Genomic DNA, 18,745 nt, shown 5'->3' with positions numbered 1-18,745 from the left:
GTCGCGTGCGGCCTTGCTGAGCGGCCGGTGCGGAGTGCATCCACGAACATCCCCGAGAACTGGAGCCGTTCATGAATGGAAAGACCGTTGCCGAGCGCGAAGCGGCTGGCCGCGCCGCGCGCGAACGCGCCAAACGCTCGAGCCACAAGCAGGTGGGCGAGCTCAAGCGCGACCCGGTCGCGCTGCTCAAACAGAGCAGCGGGGGCGCGTGCCCAATCTCGTGCCGCTGCGCTACGGGCGCATGATCGTCTCGCCCTTCACGTTCTTTCGCGGCAGCGCGATCCTGCAGGCTCACGATCTCGCCCATGTGCCTAACACGGGCATGGTCATGCCGATATGCGGCGACGGCCATCTGCTCAACTTCGGCGGCTTCGCCACGCCCGAGCGCCAGCTCGCGTTCGATCTCAACGATTTCGACGAGGTGGCTTCCGGCCTTTGGGAGTGGGACCTCAAGCGCCTCGTGGCGAGTTTCGTGGTGGCCGCGCGTCATCTGCGCTTTTCGCGCGGCGTGGCCGAAGATCTCGTCATGGCGACGGTGAACACGTATCGCGACCGCATGCGCGAGTACGCGAATTTTGGCGCACTGGAACTCTGGTACGACAAGATCACGTTCGACCGCATGGTGGAGACCGCGCTCACGCCCGAGGGCCGGCGCCTGATTCGCCGCGGCATGGAGAAGGCCGCGGGCCGCACCCACGAGAGCATGCTGGAAAAGCTCGCTTATCGTCACGGTCGCAGCGATCCGGGCAATGGTGAAAGCAGCGAAGCGCCCGCCGCCCCGCACTGGACGATCCGCGACGCCCCGCCCGCGCTCTTTCACGTGCACGGCCCGAACTCGCTTTACGAGCACGAAGACAACTGGCTCACGCACAGCGACTGGCGCTCGATGATCATGCCGACCTACGAGGCTTATCTGAAGACGCTCGCGCCCGACCGCCGCGAGCTGCTCGAACACTTCGCGATCCAAGATCTCGTCTTCAAGGTGGTGGGCGTGGGCAGCGTCGGCACGCGCTGCCTCGTGATGCTGCTCGTCGATCATCACGACAAGCCGCTTTTCCTGCAGTTGAAAGAGGCGCGCCAATCCGTGATTTCCCGGTATTTCAAGGGGCCCGGATTCAAGCACGAGGGTGCGCGCGTGGTGCAGGGGCAGCGTCTGCTGCAGGCCGCGAGCGATCTGTTTCTCGGCTGGTCCACAGGCCCCTCGGGACGCCATTTCTACTTTCGCCAGTTGCGCGACATGAAGCTCTCGGTGGACCTCGAATTGCTCGACAGCACGTTGCTCGCGGGCTACGCGCGCCTGTGCGGCTGGGCGATGGCGCGTGCGCACGCGAAGTCGGGCAATGCGGCCATCGAGATCGCCTCATACATCGGTCGCGGCGACGCGTTCGCCGAAGCGCTCGGGGGCTATGCGGCCAGCTACGCGGATCAGGTGGAGCGCGACTACGAAGCGTTCGTCAAGGCCGCGCGCAGCGGCGAGATCGTGGCGCGCAGCGACGAGGACATGGCCGCCGATTTCCGCGTCTGAATTTGGCGGGTCTGGGGGCTGGCGCGCCGAATCCGTCGAGTTCAGGGCTGATGCGGTCCCGCACGCGCGTTCGCATGGTCCCGTATACTGGGCGTGCCGAATCGCCACATCGCCACGCATTCATGCATTTGCCTTCCCATTCCGAGGACGATCCGCGTCCATCGCCGCCCGAGCGGCCCAATGATGAAGACTGCTGCCAGAGCGGCTGCAGTCCCTGCATCTTCGATCTCTACTATGAAGAGATGGACCGTTGGCGCGCCGCGATGAAGGCCTGGGAGGCGCGCGAGGCCGCGCGCCGGCCGCCTGATCGCTGATCCCGTACCCCCCGCCAGACCATCATGTTCGATCCCGCTTTGCCGCTTGCTGCCAGCCAGCCCGACTCCGCCGCGCTCGACGCGCTGCACGCGTTCGCGGAACGTCACCCGCGCCTGTTCGTGCTGACCGGCGCGGGCATCAGCACGGACTCGGGCATTCCCGGCTACCGCGATGAAAACGGTACGTGGAAGCGCTCGCCGCCCATCACGCTGCAGGAATTCCTGGGCTCCGAAAACGCGCGCCGGCGTTATTGGGCGCGCAGCATGATCGGCTGGCCGACCGTCGGCCTTGCGCAGCCCAACGGCGCGCATCGCGCGCTTGCGCAACTCGGCGCGGCGCAGCGGATCGCCGCGCTCGTCACGCAGAATGTCGACGGCCTGCATCAGCGTGCGGGCAGTTCCGATGTGATCGAGCTGCATGGCAGCATCGGCCACGTGCATTGCCTCGATTGCGGGGCGCGATACACGCGAGCGTCGCTACAGCCGCGTCTCGAAGCCGGCAATCCGGCGCTGGCGGACGCGTACGCCGAGCCCGCCGCCGATGGCGACGCGCATCTCGACTTCGACGGCGAGCAGGCCTTCGATATTCCCGCCTGCGAGGCGTGCGGCGGCGTGCTCAAGCCGTCGGTGGTGTTCTTCGGCGAGAACGTGCCGCGCGAGCGCGTGGCGGCGGCCTCGGCGGCCCTCGACGAGGCGGATGCGGTGCTGGTGGTCGGTTCGTCGCTGATGGTGTATTCGGGCTATCGCTTCTGCGCGTGGGCGCAGCAGCGCGGCAAGCCCGTGGCGGCGATCAACCTCGGCAAGACACGCGCCGATCCGCTGCTCGCGCTCAAAGTGGCGGCGCCGTGCGCGGCCACGCTCGAAGCACTGGCCGCGCGCCTGAATGCGGCATAGGCGTCACGATTAGCGCCACGATTTCAGGCAGTGCGCGAGGGGCATCAGCATCGCAGCACCATGAAGCGGTCGCGAAGCAGCGACACGGCCATAAAGTAGCCACAAGGAAGCCACAAGGAAGCCTCATGCCGAACACGATCGCGGAACTCGAAGCCTGCTACGGCGCGCCGAACGAGCGCTCGCTGCGCAAGGAAATCGATCATGTGAACGCGGACTACCGCCGCTTCATCGAACTGTCGCCGTTCGTGGTGCTCGCGACAGGCGGCCCCGAAGGCCTCGACTGCTCCCCGCGCGGCGACGCGCCCGGCTTCGTGCGCATCCTCGATTCGCGCACCCTGGCCTTGCCCGACCGCCCGGGCAACAACCGCGTCGATAGCTTGCGCAACGTGGTGGCCGCGCCGCAGGTCGGCCTTCTGTTCATGGTGCCGGGCGTGGGCGAGACGCTGCGCGTGAACGGCCGCGCACGCGTGAGCCTCGACCCCGATCTGCTCGCGAGCTTCGCCGTGGATGGCAAGCCGCCGCGCTCGGTGCTGCTGATCGACGTGCAGAGCGTGTACTTCCACTGCGCGAAGGCGATCGTGCGCTCGAACCTCTGGGATCCGGCGCGCCATGTCGAGCGCTCGCAGCTGCCGAGCGCGGGCGACATGCTGCGGCGCGTGAACGCCGAGCAATACGGCGAGACCTTCGACGTCGAACGCTACGAGGCCGACCTTGCCGAGCGCATGAAGAAGAGCCTGTACTGACCGATCCACGCAATTCCACGCATATCCACGCAACCCGAATCCACGACACGATGAACGATCCCGAGGATCACGATATCCACCGCCTTACGGCGCCCGCCGCCGCGCGCAACGCCGCGCCGATCCTCGACGTATTGCGCAGCGCGCTGCCCGCGCGCGGCACCGTGCTGGAGATCGCGAGCGGCACGGGCCAGCACGCCGCGCATTTCGCGGCTGCGCTGCCCGGCATCGAGTGGCAGCCGAGCGACGCCGATCCGCGCGCCCGCCTGTCCATCGCCGCGTGGCGCGCGCATGCGGGCCTCGCGAACCTGCGCGAGCCGCTCGATCTCGACGTGCGCCGCGAGCCCTGGCCCGTGAATGCCGTGGACGCCATCGTCTGCATCAACATGATTCACATCGCGCCCTGGGAGGCGGCTGTCGCGTTGATGAAGGGCGCGGGCGCGCGCGTTCCTGCGGGCGGCGCGCTGGTGCTCTATGGTCCGTACCGGCGCGGCGGCGTGCACACGGCGCCCTCGAACGAGGCCTTCGATGCCGATTTGCGCGCGCGCGATCCGTCGTGGGGCGTGCGCGACCTCGAAGCCGTCGAAGCGCTCGCGCAGGCCGAAGGTTTTACCTGCGAGGCCGTGGTGCGGATGCCGGCCAATAACTTCAGCGTGGTCTTTCGCAAGCAGGCGGCTACGGCGAGCCAGTAGGCGATGGCCGCACTCTTGCGCGCTCCGGCACGCCGCGGGGAGGAGGATTCCCTTATCCTTGCACGATCGATGCCGCGCAGCATTGTCCGATCGAAGCCGCGCGGCATTGCCCCAATCGATTGAAGTGGAGATTCAACATGAGCAAACAGCCAATCGGCGTGGTGGGTCTGGCCGTGATGGGGCGCAATCTCGCGCTCAACATCGAGAGCCGCGGTCATGCGGTGTCGGTGTTCAACCGCACCCGCGAGAAAACCGACGAGCTGATCGCTGAGTACCCCGAGCGCAAGCTCGTGCCGACCTACACGCTCCAAGAGTTCGTCGCGTCGCTCGAAAGGCCGCGCCGCATCCTGATGATGGTGAAGGCCGGCGAGCCCACCGACGCCACCATCGCCGCGCTCAAGCCGCTGCTGGACCAGGGCGACATCCTGATCGACGGCGGCAACACGCATTTCACCGACACCATCCGCCGCAACCAGGAGCTCGCGAAGGCGGGCCTGCACTTTATCGGCACGGGTGTCTCGGGCGGCGAGGAAGGCGCGCTCAAGGGCCCGTCGATCATGCCGGGCGGCCCGCGCGACGCCTACGATCTGGTTGCGCCGATCCTCACCGAGATCGCCGCGAAGGCGCCCGATGGCGAGCCGTGCGTCGCGTACATGGGTCCGGACGGTGCGGGCCACTACGTGAAGATGGTCCACAACGGCATCGAATACGGCGACATGCAGTTGATCGCCGAAAGCTACGCGGTGCTCAAGCAGGTGCTCGGGCTCTCGAACGAGGAGCTGGGCCAGGTCTACACGGAATGGAACCAGGGCGAGCTCGACAGCTACCTGATCGAAATCACCTCGAAGATCTTCGGCAAGAAGGACGAGGAGACGGGTCAGTATCTCGTCGACGTGATTCTCGACCGCGCCGCGCAAAAGGGCACCGGCAAATGGACGAGCCAGAACGCGCTCGACGTGGGCGCGCCGCTGCCGCTCATCACGGAAGCCGTGTTCGCGCGCGTGCTCTCGTCGGTCAAGACGCAGCGCGTGGCCGCGAGCAAGGTGCTCGCGGGCCCGGACGCCAAGCCGTTCCCGGGTGAGCGCAAGGCGTTCGTCGAAGCGGTGCGCCGCGCGCTGTACTTCTCGAAGGTGATCTCGTATGCGCAGGGCTTCGCGCAACTGCGCGCGGCCTCGGACGAGTACAAGTGGGATCTGCAGTACGGCACGATCGCGAAGATCTTCCGCGCGGGCTGCATCATCCGCGCGCGCTTCCTGCAGAAGATCATGGACGCCTACGCGAAGGCCCCGCAGCTCGACAACCTGCTGCTCGATCCTTATTTCCGCGACGTCGCCGCGAACTACCAGGCGGCGCTGCGCGAAGTGGTGGTTCAGGCGGTGAACTCGGGCGTGCCGGTGCCGGCGTTCTCGTCGGCGATCGCGTACTTCGACGGCTATCGCTCGGCGCGCGTGCCCGCGAACCTCGTGCAGGCGCAACGCGACTTCTTCGGCGCGCATACCTTCGAGCGTGTGGACAAGCCTGGCAACTTCCACGCCGACTGGTCATGAGGCGCACAAGGGCTAACGCTTGCTGAACGCTGTTGAGAGAAAAAGGGAGCCATCGGGTTCCCTTTTTTATTGACGTTTATGCAACGATGTTTTGCGTAATTGGGGTTTACCCTTGTGCGGGTAAACGCCTAGACTTACATCAAACGCTGACGAACAAAGAGTTCGAAGCGGACACAAAACCAGATGGAGGTCAAATCATGAAAAAGTTCTTCCCTGTAGTTGTGGTGGCCGCAGCACTCGCTATCCCGGCCGTTTCGTTTGCACAGTCGAGCCAGCAAGGTTTGACCCGCGCCCAGGTGCGCGCGGAGCTCGTCGAGCTCGAACAGGCCGGTTACAACCCGGCGGATAACCAGGTGAACTATCCGAAGAATCTGCAGGCCGCGCAGGCCCGCGTGACCCAGGAAAAACTCGCGCGTGGCGATACCAGCGGTTACGGCGCGCCGGCTGTGGGCACCTCGCAGGCGGGCGGCCCGGCAGTGCAGTCGCGGCAAGTTGCCCCGTCGCAATCGGTTTATTTCGGTCACTAAGTGGTTAGTGGCCGCAGGTTGAAGCGAAATCGCGCAGAGTGGCTTCGCGCAGGTGGCGGTTGGAAAGTGTAGTGTGTAGTAGAAGTTGTTTTATGCAGCAGGTAGTGGAAGTGGTAGTACGCAAGTAGAAGGTGTAGCAGTTGGAGTAAGCAGTACGTAGTAGATGTTGTTTTGCGCAGCGGTCAGTAGTGGAAGGTGCAGTGAGCAGTAGAAGGTGAAGTTAGCAAAGAGGTGTAGTTGGCAGTTGCAGTATCAGCAGGCAGTAGCAACACGTAGTCAGCAGTAGAAGGTGCAGTTAGCAAAGAGGTTGCATTAGCAGTTGCAGTACGTAGCACGAAGTTGCAGTACGCAGTAGCAGTATGCAGTCCCAGCGCGGCCCGGTATTTTTCCGGCCCGCGCTTTTCTTTTGGGCATGCGGTTCATGCGATTGGCAGGAAGGCTTCAACGGCCCGGCAGATGCGGCACGCCTTCGTTGCTCGCCACGCTCAGTTGATGGATTGTTCGGTGCGCCTTGTTCAGCTGCGCCTGGGCGGCGATGCGTTGCGCTTCGAGCTGCGCCACGTCCTTGCGCACCTGATGCTGGCGTGCGCTCACGCGGTGCTCCTGCTCCGCATGGCGCTGCAGGTCCACGCGCAGTCGTTCGGCCTGCGTTTCCGCCTGCTCGATCTGCTTTGTGAGCAGCGTGTTTTGCGCCGCCAGTTGGGCGAGACGGGTTTCACCGTCGGCAAGGCGCGTCGCCTGGTCTTCGAGATGATGAAACGCCGCGCTGGCCGAATCGAGATCGGCGGCCCGCAAGGCGTGCCAGAGCGTATTGTCCTGATGCAGGGTCACGAAGTAAGAGAGCGTGGGGCCATGAAACAGCAGTGTCACGACATAGTCGAAGCTGCGGAACACGCGGAAAGTGATGAGTTCGCCGGCGGCTGCGAGCGCTTCGAACGAAGCGCCCTCTGCGACTTGCACGGGCCGGTTGCTCAGATGTGCGGGCACGGCCGGCACCGCGTGCAGCGTGGAGACCGGGCGCGCCATCGGGCCGGCATCGGGCGAGTTCGGAGCAAGCGTTTCGGCGCCGCTGGGCGCGCCATCGTCGATGACGACGCCTCCACCGGCGGCGTGCGCAGCATCGCTCTCGGGTGCGGCTTCGGGTGGCGTGCCGGGTTCGACGGCGACGAGATGCGAGGCGCCGTTGGAGAGCCCGGCGCTGCGGCGATTCAGGAACGATTTCACGGCGTTTCCCCCAAAATGTCACGTCACGCTTCGTGGCGCGCGGCCGGGGTGGCCTGCGCTACGCGCACGCTCAATGCAGCAGGCGACGCTGGCGTGCAATATCGTCGAATAGCGTGTGGCCGGGTTCGAGCGCTAACAGCCAGGTTTCGTCATAACCGCTCAGAGCGTCGAGCGCGTCGCGCAGGCGCTCGACCACGATGGCCGGAATTTCGACCGTGGCTTCCCGGCCGCCGGAAAGCCGCGCGATACTGGCGTGCTGAATCAGTTCGTCGGCGGCTTCCGCGACGTCGGCAGCAAAGACGAGATGGTTATTCAGCAATTCGACGAGGCCAGGCGAGGCGGCGACGTCTTCGACATTGATCTGCACGGAAAGGAAAGTGGCTTTATTCATCCTGGTGTTCCTCACGGACGTTGCACCACAGCGAGAGGCCTTTCGCTTAATTGTCTGATTGTCTGATGAGAGCAGCAGGACCCAGTATAGGCGAGCACGCAAGCGAATGGGCCGGGCGTGCGCGAGCCTGGGCGGGCAGCGCCGCTGCCCATGCGCGGCGCTCGCGGCTGCGCGCGAAAGAAGAGCGCCACGCATGGGACGATATAATGGGGGCCGTTCGCCAATTCCGGCTTGGCAGGGTATCGCAGGCGAACGCCAGCGGCCCCACGCGCATCCCGGATACGTATCCGCGCCGTACGTGGCGTGGAAACAGCGAGGAACCAGCGAGGTACAGCAAGATGAATCGACAACGGCGAAACCCGGGCGCGTACGCGGCATTGGCCGCGCTCACGCTAGCCTGTAGCGCCTGCAGCACGGTCATGCCCCCTTGGGAGAGCAATACGACTCCGGCACCCGCCGTGACCTCCACCGGCGTGCCGGCCGGCTACTACCGCGTCAACCCCGGCGACACGCTTTCGCGTATCGCCAGCGCTTATGGCCAGCGTCCGCAAGACCTCGCGAGCTGGAATCAGATGCCGCCGAACGCGCAAGTGCTGCCGGGCCAGGTGCTGCGTGTCGCGCCCCCGCCGGGCTACGCCAATGCGGCTCCCCAGCCGCCCGCTTACACGAGCGCCGCGCCCGCGGCCGCCGGCGTTGCTGCACCTTCGCCCGCACCGGCTGCGCTCGCGCTGGCGTGGCCCGTGCGCGGCCCTATCCTGCAGCGTTTCTCGCCGGGCAAGTCCAACGGCATCGTGATCGGCGGCACCCAGGGCGAGCAGGTCAGGGCCGCCGCCGCGGGCCGCGTGGTCTACGCGGGCTCGGGCATCGAGGCCTATGGCCCGCCCGTCATCATCAAGCACAACGACCAGACCGTGACGGCGTACGGCCGCAACGGCAGGCTGCTCGTGAAGGAAGACGACGTCGTTTCGCAAGGCCAGCCGATCGCCGAAATGGGCGTCGACAACGACGGCATTCCGGGCGTGGTGTTCGAAGTGCGCAGCGACGGCAAGCCGGTCGATCCGCTGCAACTGCTGCCGCGCTAGGCACGCGGCGGCCGGACCATTGCACCCCGGGGCCATGCGCCCCGGTTTCGTTTCAGGCTTCCGTGTTTCAGGCTTCCCTTCGCAAGCCGTTTGAAAATACACTCGATGGTTTCCACGCCGCGCAAGGCGGCGGAACGCGCCGTGCGCGCACGGCCATTATGAGGAACCCATCCGCATGATCGATCTGCGTAGCGACACCGTTACCCGCCCGAGCGCCGCCATGCTTGCCGCCATGACCAGCGCCGAAACCGGCGACGACGTCTGGGGCGACGATCCCACCGTCCTGCGCCTGCAGGCGCGCGTGGCCGAGGAAGCCGGCAAGGAGGCGGGCCTGTTCTTTCCCAGCGGCACCCAGAGCAACCTTGCCGCGCTGATGGCGCATTGCGCGCGCGGCGACGAATACATCGTTGGCCAGGCGGCTCACACGTACAAATACGAAGGCGGCGGTGCGGCGGTGCTCGGCAGCATCCAGCCGCAGCCGCTCGACAACGCCGAGGACGGCACGATCCCGCTTGAGCGTGTCGCCGCAGCGATCAAGCCAATCGACGATCACTTCGCGCGCACGCGCCTGTTCGCGCTCGAGAACACCATCGGCGGGAAGGTGCTGCCCGCGGCCTATGTCGCCGAGGCCACGCAGTTCGCGCATGGCCGCGGGCTTGCCACGCACCTCGACGGCGCGCGCGTGTTCAATGCGGTGGTTGCCTCGAACCAGTCGCTCGAGGCGCTGACCGAGGGCTTCGATTCGGTGTCGATCTGCTTTTCGAAGGGTCTGGGCACGCCGGTTGGTTCGGTGCTGGTGGGCAGCAAGGCGCTGATCGATTCGGCGCACCGCTGGCGCAAGATGCTGGGCGGCGGCATGCGCCAGGCGGGCGTGCTCGCGGCGGCATGCCTCTACGCGCTCGATCACAACGTGGCGCGCCTCGCCGACGACCACGCAAACGCCGCGCGTCTCGCGGCCGGGCTCGCGCAGATCGATGAAGTGAAGGTGGCGTCGCAGGCTACCAACATGGTGTTCGCGCAGTTCCCACAGGCCGATTGCGCGCCGCTGGAGGCGTGGCTCAAGGAGCGCGGCATCCTCACGCAAATGCTTTATGCGTCGCGCTTCGTGACGCACCTCGACGTGAGCGCCGCCGATATCGATACGTTCGTTGCGGCGGTGAAGGGTTACTTCACGCGCTGAAGGCCAAAGCGAAGCGCGCCGCGCCGGCGGCGCGGCCGCCGCTCACCGCCGCTCACCACGGCTCCTCATCGCTTGATCGCGCGGTGCGACGGCGCGAACAGCCGCAACCCGCTCGCCACGCTCGCCGCCGCGGCGAATATGGCGCCGAGGCCCAGCGCCAGCGTGGGCCCATGCGCGCCCACCACGCCGAAGCACAACGCTACGAGCGCCGCGCCCGTCGCTTGTCCGAGCAGGCGCGAGACCGCGATGGTGCCGCTCGCGCCGCCGCTGCGCTCGGGCGGCGCGGACGACATGATCGCCTTCAGGTTCGGCGACTGGAAGAAGCCAAAGCCCGCGCCGCAGATCGACATGCGGATCACGATGTCGAGCACGTTCGGATGCGCGGGCAGCATCGCCAGCGACGCCATGCCGGCCGCGAGGATCGCGAGGCCGACCGCGCCCAGCAGGCCCGGCGGATAGCGGTCGGAAAGCCGTCCCGCAATGGGCGCGGCGGCGGCCACCACTACCGACCACGGTGTCATCAGGAAGCCGGTCTCCACCTGGCTGCGCATCAGCACGGTTTCGAAATAGAACGGCAGCGAGACGAACGCGAGCCCCTGGGCCGCGAACGCGCACATGGCCGTAATCGAAGAGAGCGCGAACACGGGGCGCTTGAAGAGATCCACGGGCAGCATCGGCGCGGGATGGCCGGCCTCGCGGCGGATCAGCAGCGCGCCGAACCCGAGCGCGGCGAGCGCCGCCACGATCACTTCTTTTGCCGGCGCGCGCTGCGCTGCTTCGCCGAGCGCGAAGATCAGCGCGGAGAAGGTCACGAGATTGAGCAGCGCGGCGAGCGGGTCGAACGCGTGCTTGCCGCGTTCCGTGTGCGGCAGCGCGGGCAGCGCGAACACGAGCGCGACCGCGCCGAGCGGCACGTTGATCGCGAACAGCCATGGCCAGGTGCCCGCCGAAAGGATGATCGAGGCGACGGTCGGCCCCACGGCGAACGAAACCCCCACGACCAGCGCGTTCATGCCCACCCCGCGCCCGAGTCGGTGCGGCGGGTACAGGAAGCGGATCAGCGCCGTGTTGACGCTCATGATCGCGCTCGCGCCGACGCCCTGCAGCACGCGTGCGCCCGCGAGCGCCGTGAGCGTGGGCGCGAGCGCGCAGGCGAGCGAGGCTACCGTGAAGATGGCGAGCCCGCTGATATAGATGCGCCGATGGCCGATGATGTCGCCGAGCGCGGCGAGCGGCAGCAGCGTCGCCACCATCGCGAGCTGGTAGGCGTTGATGATCCAGACCGAGGCGGCGGGCGCCGCGTGCAGATCGGTGGCGATGGCGGGCAGCGCGGTGTTGGCGATGGCGGTGTCGAGCGTCGCGAGCGCGACGGCAAGCATGATGGCGGCCATCGCGCGGCGGTTTTGGGGCGACATGGGCGCGTCGGCGCGCTCGATGAGGCTTTGCGCGGTGCGGGTATCGGACACGGCGGGTCTCGGGCGATGCGAAGCTGGGGCAGGGAAATACGCGGACGCGGCAGGCGCGGCGCGCGCAAATTGGCGATTGTTGCAGACCCTGCGCGATTCTGCAGCGGATGCTTCAAAGGGGACAGGGCCGGGAGGCATCGCCGATAGCAACGCAACTAACTGCCAAGTATGCGCAATCCGCGCGAGCCGCCGCCACGCTGCGCATTCACGCGCGCCGCGGCGCGCGAAGCCAATGGCGCAGCGCCGCACGCCACCCAAAAATGTCCTACTCTGCAAACTGACTTGTGGCGGTCGGGCTGCTGCATTGACGTCAGCATTTGCCCTGTCCGCCTCCGCTCCGCCCGCCGTTTTACGGGAGACATTTGATGACAGCAGTGGGTCTTGAATTCGACCAATTGAAGAGCAGTGCCGACGCCCTGCGCCGCTCCGTGTCGAACCGCCTGATGTACGGCGTCGGCAAGGACGCCGTGACCGCGCGTCCGCACGACTGGCTGCATGCCGCCGCGCTGGCCGTGCGCGACCGCCTCGTCGAGCGCTGGATGGTGACCACGCGCAGCCAGTACGACCAGGACGCCAAGCGCGTCTACTACCTGTCGATGGAGTTCCTCATTGGCCGCACCTTCTCCAACGCGCTGCTCGCGCTCGGCATTTACGAGCCGATGAAAGAGGCGCTCGCGAGTCTCGGCGTGGACATGGAGGCGCTCATCGACCTGGAGCCCGACGCCGCGCTCGGCAACGGCGGTCTCGGGCGGCTCGCCGCGTGCTTTCTCGATTCTATGGCCACGCTCGGCATTCCGGGCTTCGGCTACGGCATCCGCTACGACTACGGCATGTTTCGCCAGCAGATCGTCAACGGCGAGCAGGTGGAGGAGCCCGACTACTGGCTGCGCTCGGGCAACCCATGGGAGTTTCCGCGCCCCGAGGTGCAGTACCCCGTGCACTTCGGCGGGCGCACCGTGCAGCGCAACGGCACCGTCGAATGGATCGAGACGCACACCGTGAACGCGATGGCCTACGACACCATCATTCCAGGCTATGCGACGAGCGCGACCAACACGCTGCGCCTGTGGTCCGCGCGCGCCTGCGAAGAACTCGATCTTTCCGCGTTCAACCAGGGCGACTATCAACGCGCGGTGGAGGCGCGCAACGTCTCCGAGAACGTCTCGCGCCTGCTCTATCCCGACGACTCGACCATGGCGGGCCGCGAGCTGCGCCTGCGCCAGGAGTACTTCTTCGTCTCGGCGACGATGCAGGATCTGATCCGCCGCTATCTGCGCACGCACAGCACGTTCGGCCGCTTTTCGGACAAGGTCGCGGTGCACCTGAACGATACGCACCCGGTACTGGCGATTCCCGAACTGGTTCGCCTGTTCGTGGATGTCCACCACATGCCCTGGGAAGAAGCGATGGGCCATATCAAGCGCGTGTTCTCGTACACGAATCACACGCTGATGCCCGAAGCGCTGGAAACCTGGGATGTCGAACTATTGGCGCGCCTGCTGCCGCGCCACCTCGAAATCATCTTCGACATCAACGCCGCGTTTCTGCGCGAGGCGAGCGAGAAAGGCCCGCACGATCTCGACTTCATCCGCAGCATTTCGCTCGTGGACGAATACGGCCAGCGACGCGTGCGCATGGCCTATCTCGCGATTGTCGCGAGCCACAAGGTGAACGGCGTCTCGAAGCTGCATTCCCAGTTGATGACGCGCGATATCTTCGCTGACTTCGCGCGGCTCTATCCCGAGCGCTTCACGAACGTGACCAACGGCATCACGCCGCGGCGCTGGCTCGCCCAGGCGAGCCCGCCGCTCGCGCGGCTCGTGGACGAGACTATCGGCACGCAGTGGCGCAAGGATCTGTTCGAGCTCGGCGCGCTGCGCAAGTTGGCTGGCGACGCTGCGTTCGAAGCGGCATTTCGCGCGGCCAAGCGCGAGAACAAAGTGCGCCTCATCAGGCGCATGACCGCGCGCACCGGCCTCGCGTTCAACCCCGACGCGTTGTTCGACATGCAGGTCAAGCGCATCCACGAGTACAAGCGGCAATTGCTCAACGTGCTTCATGTGATCACGCGCTACAACCGCATCGTGCAGTCGCCCGAACGGGACTGGGTGCCGCGCGTCGTGCTGTTCGCGGGCAAGGCGGCCTCGGCGTACCGCATGGCCAAGACCATCATTCGCCTCATCAACGATGTGGCCGCGAAGGTGAATCACGACCCCGTCGTGGGCGATCGTCTCAAGGTGGTGTTCGTGCCGAATTACGGCGTGAGCGTAGCCGAACTGCTGATTCCGGCCGCCGATCTTTCCGAGCAGATCTCGACAGCGGGCACCGAGGCGTCAGGCACCGGCAACATGAAGCTCGCGCTCAATGGCGCGCTCACGATGGGCACGCTGGACGGCGCGAACATCGAGATCGGCGAGGCCGTGGGCGCCGACAACATCTTCATCTTCGGCAATACGGCCGATCAGGTCGACGCGCTGCGCGGCGCGGGCTATCGGCCGCGTCAGATCTACGAGGAGAATGCCGAGTTGCGCATGGCGCTCGACCAGATCCGCCGCGGCTTTTTCGCGCCCGACGATCCGGCGCGCTACCAGGAGATCTTCCACACGCTCGTGGACTGGGGCGATCACTACATGGTGCTGGCCGACTACGCCGCGTTTGTTCAGGCCCAGGAGGCCGCGGACCGGCGCTTCATCGACATGCACAGCTGGACTGCGAGCGCGATCGAGAACGTGGCGGGCATGGGCATGTTCTCATCGGATCGTGCGATTGCGGAGTACGCGAGGGAGATCTGGCGCACGAAGCCGGTTGAAATGGGGCGCTGATTTGCGCCCCTGATTTGCGCCGCCGAACTGACGACGCGCCGTGCAGGCGGTGGATTTACTGTGTGGCGGGGCGCGATGCGCTGGCCTGGGCGCCGGGATTGCTGGCAGCGCTTGCGGCTTTCGCCGAGCGCACGGCCTGCTCGACGCGTTCGAGGAAGACGATATCGGCGCTCCAGACCGCTTCACGGGATTCGCCGCCCCTCACCACGATCAACTGATGCCGGGCCTCCTGCCAGATCCACGCGAGCCAGCCCACCACCACCAGCATCACGCCGCATGCGAGTCCGGCACCCGAGCCGAATGCGCCGCCCACCGCCGCGAGCGCCACGCCGATCAGCGACAGCGCGATGGGCACGGTGCGCTTGCGCTGTCCGGGGACGATGCGCAAGTCGTCGATGTCGCGCAGCGGAAAGACCTGGCCAGCAGCAGAGAGTGCGGTGCGCGTGACCGAGACGCCAGCTTCGTTGAAAGGGAGTTCCATCGATTCGATCGCTGCGAGGGGAAAGGGCGCAGCGTACCAGAAGCGCGCGCGAAGCGGCAGCCAGCATGGCGCCGCACGGAGCTGGCGCTTGCCTGGAGCTTGTGGCGAATGCCGAGGCGCACGGCCACCGGGTTCTGCGAACCGCTGCCCGACGGCGCGCAGATGCTCGACGCCGAGTCGCCGATCTGCGCGTAACGCTTCGTTCAGAGTGACAGCAGCGACCCCGTGCGAATCGGCCTGTCGCCGGCAATGCGTGCGACCTCCATGCCGGCCGTGGCGAAGCGCGCGCTATGCCGCGCGTACATCACGCCGCTCACGCCCGCGTGCAGCGTGGTCAAGGTGTCGGTGAGCGGGTCCACGATGTCGGCAACCGGCGCGCCCGCTTCGATCCATGCACCACATTCGGCGCGGAACACGATCACGCCGCTGGCGGGCGCGACGATCGGCTCCGTGCCTGCGAGCGGCGTGGCCGGATGCGCGAGCGGCGGCAGCGGGGCCGCCGCGCCGTCGATCGCGCCATAGCCGGTCAGATACTCGACGATGGCCTGTGCGTCGTGCTCGGCGAATTCGTGCGAGACGTCGCGCTGGCCGCGCAATTCCACCGTCACGGAAATCGAGCTGTGCGGAATCGGAAAGCGCTGGCCGAAGCGCTCGCGCAGCTCCGACCAGCAGAAGCTGTGAATCTCGTCGAACGGATTGCCAATCGAGTTGAGCGCGAGCAGCGACGCCTTGGCGTCCAGATAGCGCGCGAGCGGCTCGACCTCGGGCCAGAGTTCGGGGTTCGTGTAGATGTGCAGCGCGGCTTCCCAGTCGCAATGCAGGTCCAGCACGATGTCGGCGTCGTAAGAGAGGCGTTGCAGCGCGAGGCGCTGCGATTCGATTTCGGTTTTCGGCGTTTGCGTCGCGAGCGCCTCGCCCATCGCGGCGCGAATGGTGTCGCGGTTCGCATCGGCGTCGGGCCCGAGGCGCGACTCGATGCGCGGCAGCACGAGCGCCGTGAGATCGTAGAAGTTGCGGTTGAAGTTTTGCGCGGTGTTCGACTCGAAGCGGCCGATGAGATGGCCGAGCCAATGCTGGTTCAAACCGATTGGATTCGGTACCGGAACCACGACCACTTCTCCGCGCAACTTGCCCGCCGCCTCGAGCGCGGCCAGCTTGCGCCGCAGCGCCCAGGCCGTGAGCATGCCAGGCAACTCGTCGGCATGCAGCGACGCTTGCACGTACACCTTCTTGCCGCCGGGCTGGCCATAGTGGAAGCTCGTGATCTGGCGCGCGGTGCCGAGGGCGGGCGCTATCAACGGGTGGTGGTGAGTTTGCATGATGGGCTCGCGCGGCGCGTGGGGGCGCGCGACGCGTTCAGTGTGAGGGTAGGGAGGGCCCGCTGGCGGGCCGGTGCCCATGATCTTAGCCGATCTGGACAGCGGGCTGAAAGCTGGCGTTTGCCAGCGCGGGCGCACCTGATGAGGGCGGGCCAGCCAGAAAAACAAAAGCCCGGCGCAAAGGCCGGGCTCTCTACCATCATTGTTCAGCCGAAGCGCGCTTTCACGCGGCACTGGCTTTTGCGCAGGGCGTGCGGGGCTTAGCTGCCGTACACGTCGAAGTCGAAGTACTTCGCTTCGATCTTCTTGTACGTGCCGTCCTTGATCATGTCGGCGATGGCCTTGTCGATCTTCGCCTTCAGATCGGCGTCTTCCTTGCGCAGGCCGATGGCGGCGGCGCCGGTCGGGATTTCCTTGCCGGCGAACTGGAAGCCCGCGCCGCGCGGCGTCTTCAGGAAGCCGAGGTCGGCTTGCACTTCATCCTGCAGCGCTGCGTCGAGGCGCCCCGAGAGCAGGTCGGCATAGACCTGGTCCTGGTTCTGGTAAGGCACCACGTTCACGCCCTTCGGCGCCCAGTTTTCCTTCGCGTAGGTTTCCTGGATCGTGCCCTGCTCGACGCCCACCGACTTGCCCTTGAGCGCGTCGGCCGTCGGCTGGAGGGCGGTGCCCTTCTTGGCGACGAGGCGCGTGGGCGTGTTGAACAGCTTCGCCGAGAAGGCGATCTGCTCGGAGCGCTGCGGGGTGATCGTCATCGACGAGAGCACGCCGTCGAACTTCTTCGCCTTCAGGCCCGGGATCATGCCGTCGAAGTCCTGCTCGACCCACACGCACTTGGCGTTCAGGCGCTTGCAGATTTCGTTGCCGAGGTCGATGTCGAAGCCGACGAGCTTGCCATCGGGTGCCTTCGATTCGAACGGCGCGTAGCTCGCGTCGACGCCGAAGCGCACGGTGGACCAATCCTTCGCGTGGGCGACGCCGGCCGAGACCGCGAGCAGGGCTACCGACAGGGTGGCAAGCAGTTTTTTCACTATGTGGACTCCTCGTATGGTTCAGGGCGCGCAGCGGGCGGTTGTGCCGTCGCTGCGCATGGTTCCGGCGCGGCTCGCGCAGGAACTCTGCTTGGGCTCGCTGGCTTGGGAGCGAGCGGCGGCGCAAAGCTTACCCAGGTCAAAATTGCTGCGTGGCTAGTGTTATACCGGATGGCGGGATTCGAAGCGCGCTAACGAACGTTCGCGCACTGTTGCGGAACAGCGCAAAGCCTTGTGGGGCAAGGCATTCGGGGCGCGGACCGGGCGCTGCGCACGGCACCGGCGAGGGCCAGGTCGCGATGCAGCGCCGCAACAGTCGGAAGAATGCGCGGCGGGGCATGGAGGGCGTGCAGGCGTATGTCGGCGAGTTGAAAAAGAAACGATGGCCTGCTGTTGGTTTGCGTGTAAGGCGCGAGTGATATGAGCGCCTGAATCAGACCACGCGCGTGCCCGCGCGGTACGTCGCGCGCGGCACCGGCAGCGTGTCGAGCATCGCCACGCGCACAAAGTCGGCACGCAGGCCGGGCGCGATCGCGCCGCGGTCCGCGAGACCAGCCTTGTGCGCCGGCTCCCACGAGACCGTGGCGAGCGCGCGCGGCAGCGTCCAGTCGGCCCGGGTCACGAGATCGAAGGCGGCGGTGAGCAGGCTCGACGGCGCGTAGTCCGACGAAAGAATGTCGAGCAGGCCGGCCTGCGCGAGTTCGAGCGCGGAGACGTTGCCCGAATGCGAGCCGCCGCGCACCACGTTCGGCGCGCCCATGATCGTGGCAATGCCGCGCTTTTTCGCCTCGGCCGCCGCCGCGCGCGTGGTCGGAAATTCGGCGAGCACGATGCCTTCGCGCGCGGCTTGCTCGACGATCGCATGGCGATGCGCGTCGGCGTAGCGCTCCTGCTCGGTGGTCATTTCGGTGAGCATGGTGGCGGCCTGTTCGTCGGTCCATTTGCCGTGGCGCTCCTGGAAGCGCCGCCATTGCGTGCGGTCGTGCCACTGGCGCTGGCCCGGCGTATGGTCCATCACCGAGGCGAGGCGCAGCAGCGGATGCTCGCCCAGCGTGTCGAACAGCTCGATCACGTCTTCGGTCGCGACCTCGCAGCGAAGGTGCAGAAAGTGCTCGGCGCGCAGCAGCTTGCGCTCCGAGAAGCGCGTGAGCGCGGCGGCGCTGGCGAGCTGCACCTCGCGGCCGCGCACGCCCACGGCTGCGCGCGTGCCGATGGCGAGCGCGTCGAACACCGTGGTAATGCCGGCGGCGGCGATCTGCGCATCGTGGATCACGAACGCGGCGTCGGTGTTCCAGTGCACGCCGGGACGCGGCGCGAGGTGTTTTTCGAGGTTGTCAGTGTGCAGCTCGACCAGCCCCGGCAACAGGAAGTCGCCTTCCCAGTCCACGGCCTCGGGCGCGGCGGTCGTGCCGCGCGAAAGCTCGCGGATCGCGCCGTTTTCGACGCGCAGCGTACCGGTGAATACTTCGTCTCGCGTCACGATGCGCGCGTTCTTGATCAACATCGTCGGGCT

General features: G+C 66.5%; 18 protein-coding genes. 11 read left to right on the top strand and 7 right to left on the bottom strand.

Annotated features, from left to right (window positions below; translation table 11 throughout):
• Positions 1–71 precede the first annotated feature (71 nt).
• The 8 genes from P5W99_RS16015 to P5W99_RS15980 all read left to right on the top strand — a co-directional run bounded on the left by P5W99_RS16015 (position 72) and on the right by P5W99_RS15980 (position 6,239).
• The gene (locus P5W99_RS16015) at positions 72–245 is read left to right on the top strand and encodes a hypothetical protein (RefSeq protein WP_434663772.1); all 174 of its coding nucleotides are present in this window, start codon (positions 72–74) and stop codon (positions 243–245) included.
• Complete coding sequence (locus tag P5W99_RS16010; protein ID WP_434663770.1) at positions 209–1,525, top strand: DUF2252 domain-containing protein; 1,317 nt, start codon at positions 209–211, stop codon at positions 1,523–1,525. The genes P5W99_RS16015 and P5W99_RS16010 overlap by 37 nt, the downstream gene beginning before the upstream one ends.
• A 50-nt stretch (positions 1,526–1,575) precedes the next feature.
• The gene (locus tag P5W99_RS16005) at positions 1,576–1,839 is read left to right on the top strand and encodes an oxidoreductase-like domain-containing protein (protein WP_421073922.1); all 264 of its coding nucleotides are present in this window, start codon (positions 1,576–1,578) and stop codon (positions 1,837–1,839) included.
• Positions 1,840–1,863: 24 nt separating this feature from the next.
• On the top strand, positions 1,864–2,733 hold the full coding sequence (locus P5W99_RS16000) for an NAD-dependent protein deacetylase (protein WP_421026162.1): 870 nt from the start codon (positions 1,864–1,866) through the stop codon (positions 2,731–2,733).
• Between the two features lie 125 nt (positions 2,734–2,858).
• Positions 2,859–3,476, top strand: a complete 618-nt coding sequence (locus tag P5W99_RS15995) for a pyridoxamine 5'-phosphate oxidase family protein (protein ID WP_421026161.1) — start codon at positions 2,859–2,861, stop codon at positions 3,474–3,476.
• A gap of 50 nt (positions 3,477–3,526) precedes the next feature.
• Positions 3,527–4,165 (top strand): DUF938 domain-containing protein, encoded by a 639-nt coding sequence (locus P5W99_RS15990; RefSeq protein WP_434663765.1) that lies wholly within the window; start codon positions 3,527–3,529, stop codon positions 4,163–4,165.
• A 137-nt stretch (positions 4,166–4,302) separates the two neighbouring features.
• A complete protein-coding gene (gndA, locus tag P5W99_RS15985; RefSeq protein WP_434663763.1) occupies positions 4,303–5,712 on the top strand; it encodes an NADP-dependent phosphogluconate dehydrogenase in 1,410 nt (469 codons plus the stop codon).
• 197 nt (positions 5,713–5,909) lie between these two features.
• Positions 5,910–6,239, top strand: a complete 330-nt coding sequence (locus tag P5W99_RS15980) for a DUF4148 domain-containing protein (RefSeq protein ID WP_434663760.1) — start codon at positions 5,910–5,912, stop codon at positions 6,237–6,239.
• A gap of 441 nt (positions 6,240–6,680) precedes the next feature.
• Here the strand turns inward: P5W99_RS15980 and P5W99_RS15975 are convergent, their stop codons facing one another.
• Both P5W99_RS15975 and P5W99_RS15970 read right to left on the bottom strand, forming a co-directional pair.
• Positions 6,681–7,463: a DUF2968 domain-containing protein gene (locus P5W99_RS15975; RefSeq protein WP_421026157.1), complete on the bottom strand. Its 783-nt coding sequence runs from the start codon at positions 7,461–7,463 to the stop codon at positions 6,681–6,683.
• A 70-nt stretch (positions 7,464–7,533) separates the two neighbouring features.
• Positions 7,534–7,854, bottom strand: a complete 321-nt coding sequence (locus P5W99_RS15970) for a hypothetical protein (RefSeq protein ID WP_421026156.1) — start codon at positions 7,852–7,854, stop codon at positions 7,534–7,536.
• Positions 7,855–8,192: 338 nt separating this feature from the next.
• Here P5W99_RS15970 and P5W99_RS15965 point away from each other — a divergent pair, with 338 nt between their 5' ends.
• Entirely contained in the window at positions 8,193–8,936 is a 744-nt protein-coding gene (locus P5W99_RS15965; RefSeq protein WP_434663757.1) for a peptidoglycan DD-metalloendopeptidase family protein, read from the top strand.
• A gap of 175 nt (positions 8,937–9,111) precedes the next feature.
• Complete coding sequence (gene ltaE, locus P5W99_RS15960; RefSeq protein ID WP_434663754.1) at positions 9,112–10,116, top strand: low-specificity L-threonine aldolase; 1,005 nt, start codon at positions 9,112–9,114, stop codon at positions 10,114–10,116.
• Positions 10,117–10,181: 65 nt separating this feature from the next.
• Here ltaE and P5W99_RS15955 read toward each other — a convergent pair whose 3' ends face one another.
• The gene (locus P5W99_RS15955) at positions 10,182–11,531 is read right to left on the bottom strand and encodes an MFS transporter (RefSeq protein ID WP_421027044.1); all 1,350 of its coding nucleotides are present in this window, start codon (positions 11,529–11,531) and stop codon (positions 10,182–10,184) included.
• Positions 11,532–11,947: 416 nt separating this feature from the next.
• Between P5W99_RS15955 and P5W99_RS15950 the strand changes: the two genes are divergently transcribed.
• Positions 11,948–14,404 carry a glycogen/starch/alpha-glucan phosphorylase gene (locus tag P5W99_RS15950; protein ID WP_434663751.1) on the top strand — a complete coding sequence of 819 codons (2,457 nt, stop codon included), beginning with the start codon at positions 11,948–11,950 and terminating at the stop codon, positions 14,402–14,404.
• A 55-nt stretch (positions 14,405–14,459) separates the two neighbouring features.
• Here P5W99_RS15950 and P5W99_RS15945 read toward each other — a convergent pair whose 3' ends face one another.
• From P5W99_RS15945 to P5W99_RS15930, 4 genes are all read right to left on the bottom strand, one after another.
• Positions 14,460–14,885 carry a DUF6232 family protein gene (locus P5W99_RS15945; RefSeq protein ID WP_434663748.1) on the bottom strand — a complete coding sequence of 142 codons (426 nt, stop codon included), beginning with the start codon at positions 14,883–14,885 and terminating at the stop codon, positions 14,460–14,462.
• A 203-nt stretch (positions 14,886–15,088) separates the two neighbouring features.
• Positions 15,089–16,204, bottom strand: a complete 1,116-nt coding sequence (locus P5W99_RS15940; RefSeq protein ID WP_421026151.1) for a M14 family metallopeptidase — start codon at positions 16,202–16,204, stop codon at positions 15,089–15,091.
• Between the two features lie 260 nt (positions 16,205–16,464).
• Positions 16,465–17,232: an ABC transporter substrate-binding protein gene (locus P5W99_RS15935; RefSeq protein ID WP_421026150.1), complete on the bottom strand. Its 768-nt coding sequence runs from the start codon at positions 17,230–17,232 to the stop codon at positions 16,465–16,467.
• A 433-nt stretch (positions 17,233–17,665) separates the two neighbouring features.
• Positions 17,666–18,736 (bottom strand): alpha-D-ribose 1-methylphosphonate 5-triphosphate diphosphatase, encoded by a 1,071-nt coding sequence (locus P5W99_RS15930; protein ID WP_434663744.1) that lies wholly within the window; start codon positions 18,734–18,736, stop codon positions 17,666–17,668.
• Between the last annotated feature and the right edge of the window lie 9 nt (positions 18,737–18,745).

This window comes from Paraburkholderia sp. A3BS-1L, from assembly GCF_051125215.1.
Classification (GTDB): Bacteria; Pseudomonadota; Gammaproteobacteria; order Burkholderiales; family Burkholderiaceae; genus Paraburkholderia.
This window is presented reverse-complemented; position numbering and strand designations above follow the sequence as displayed.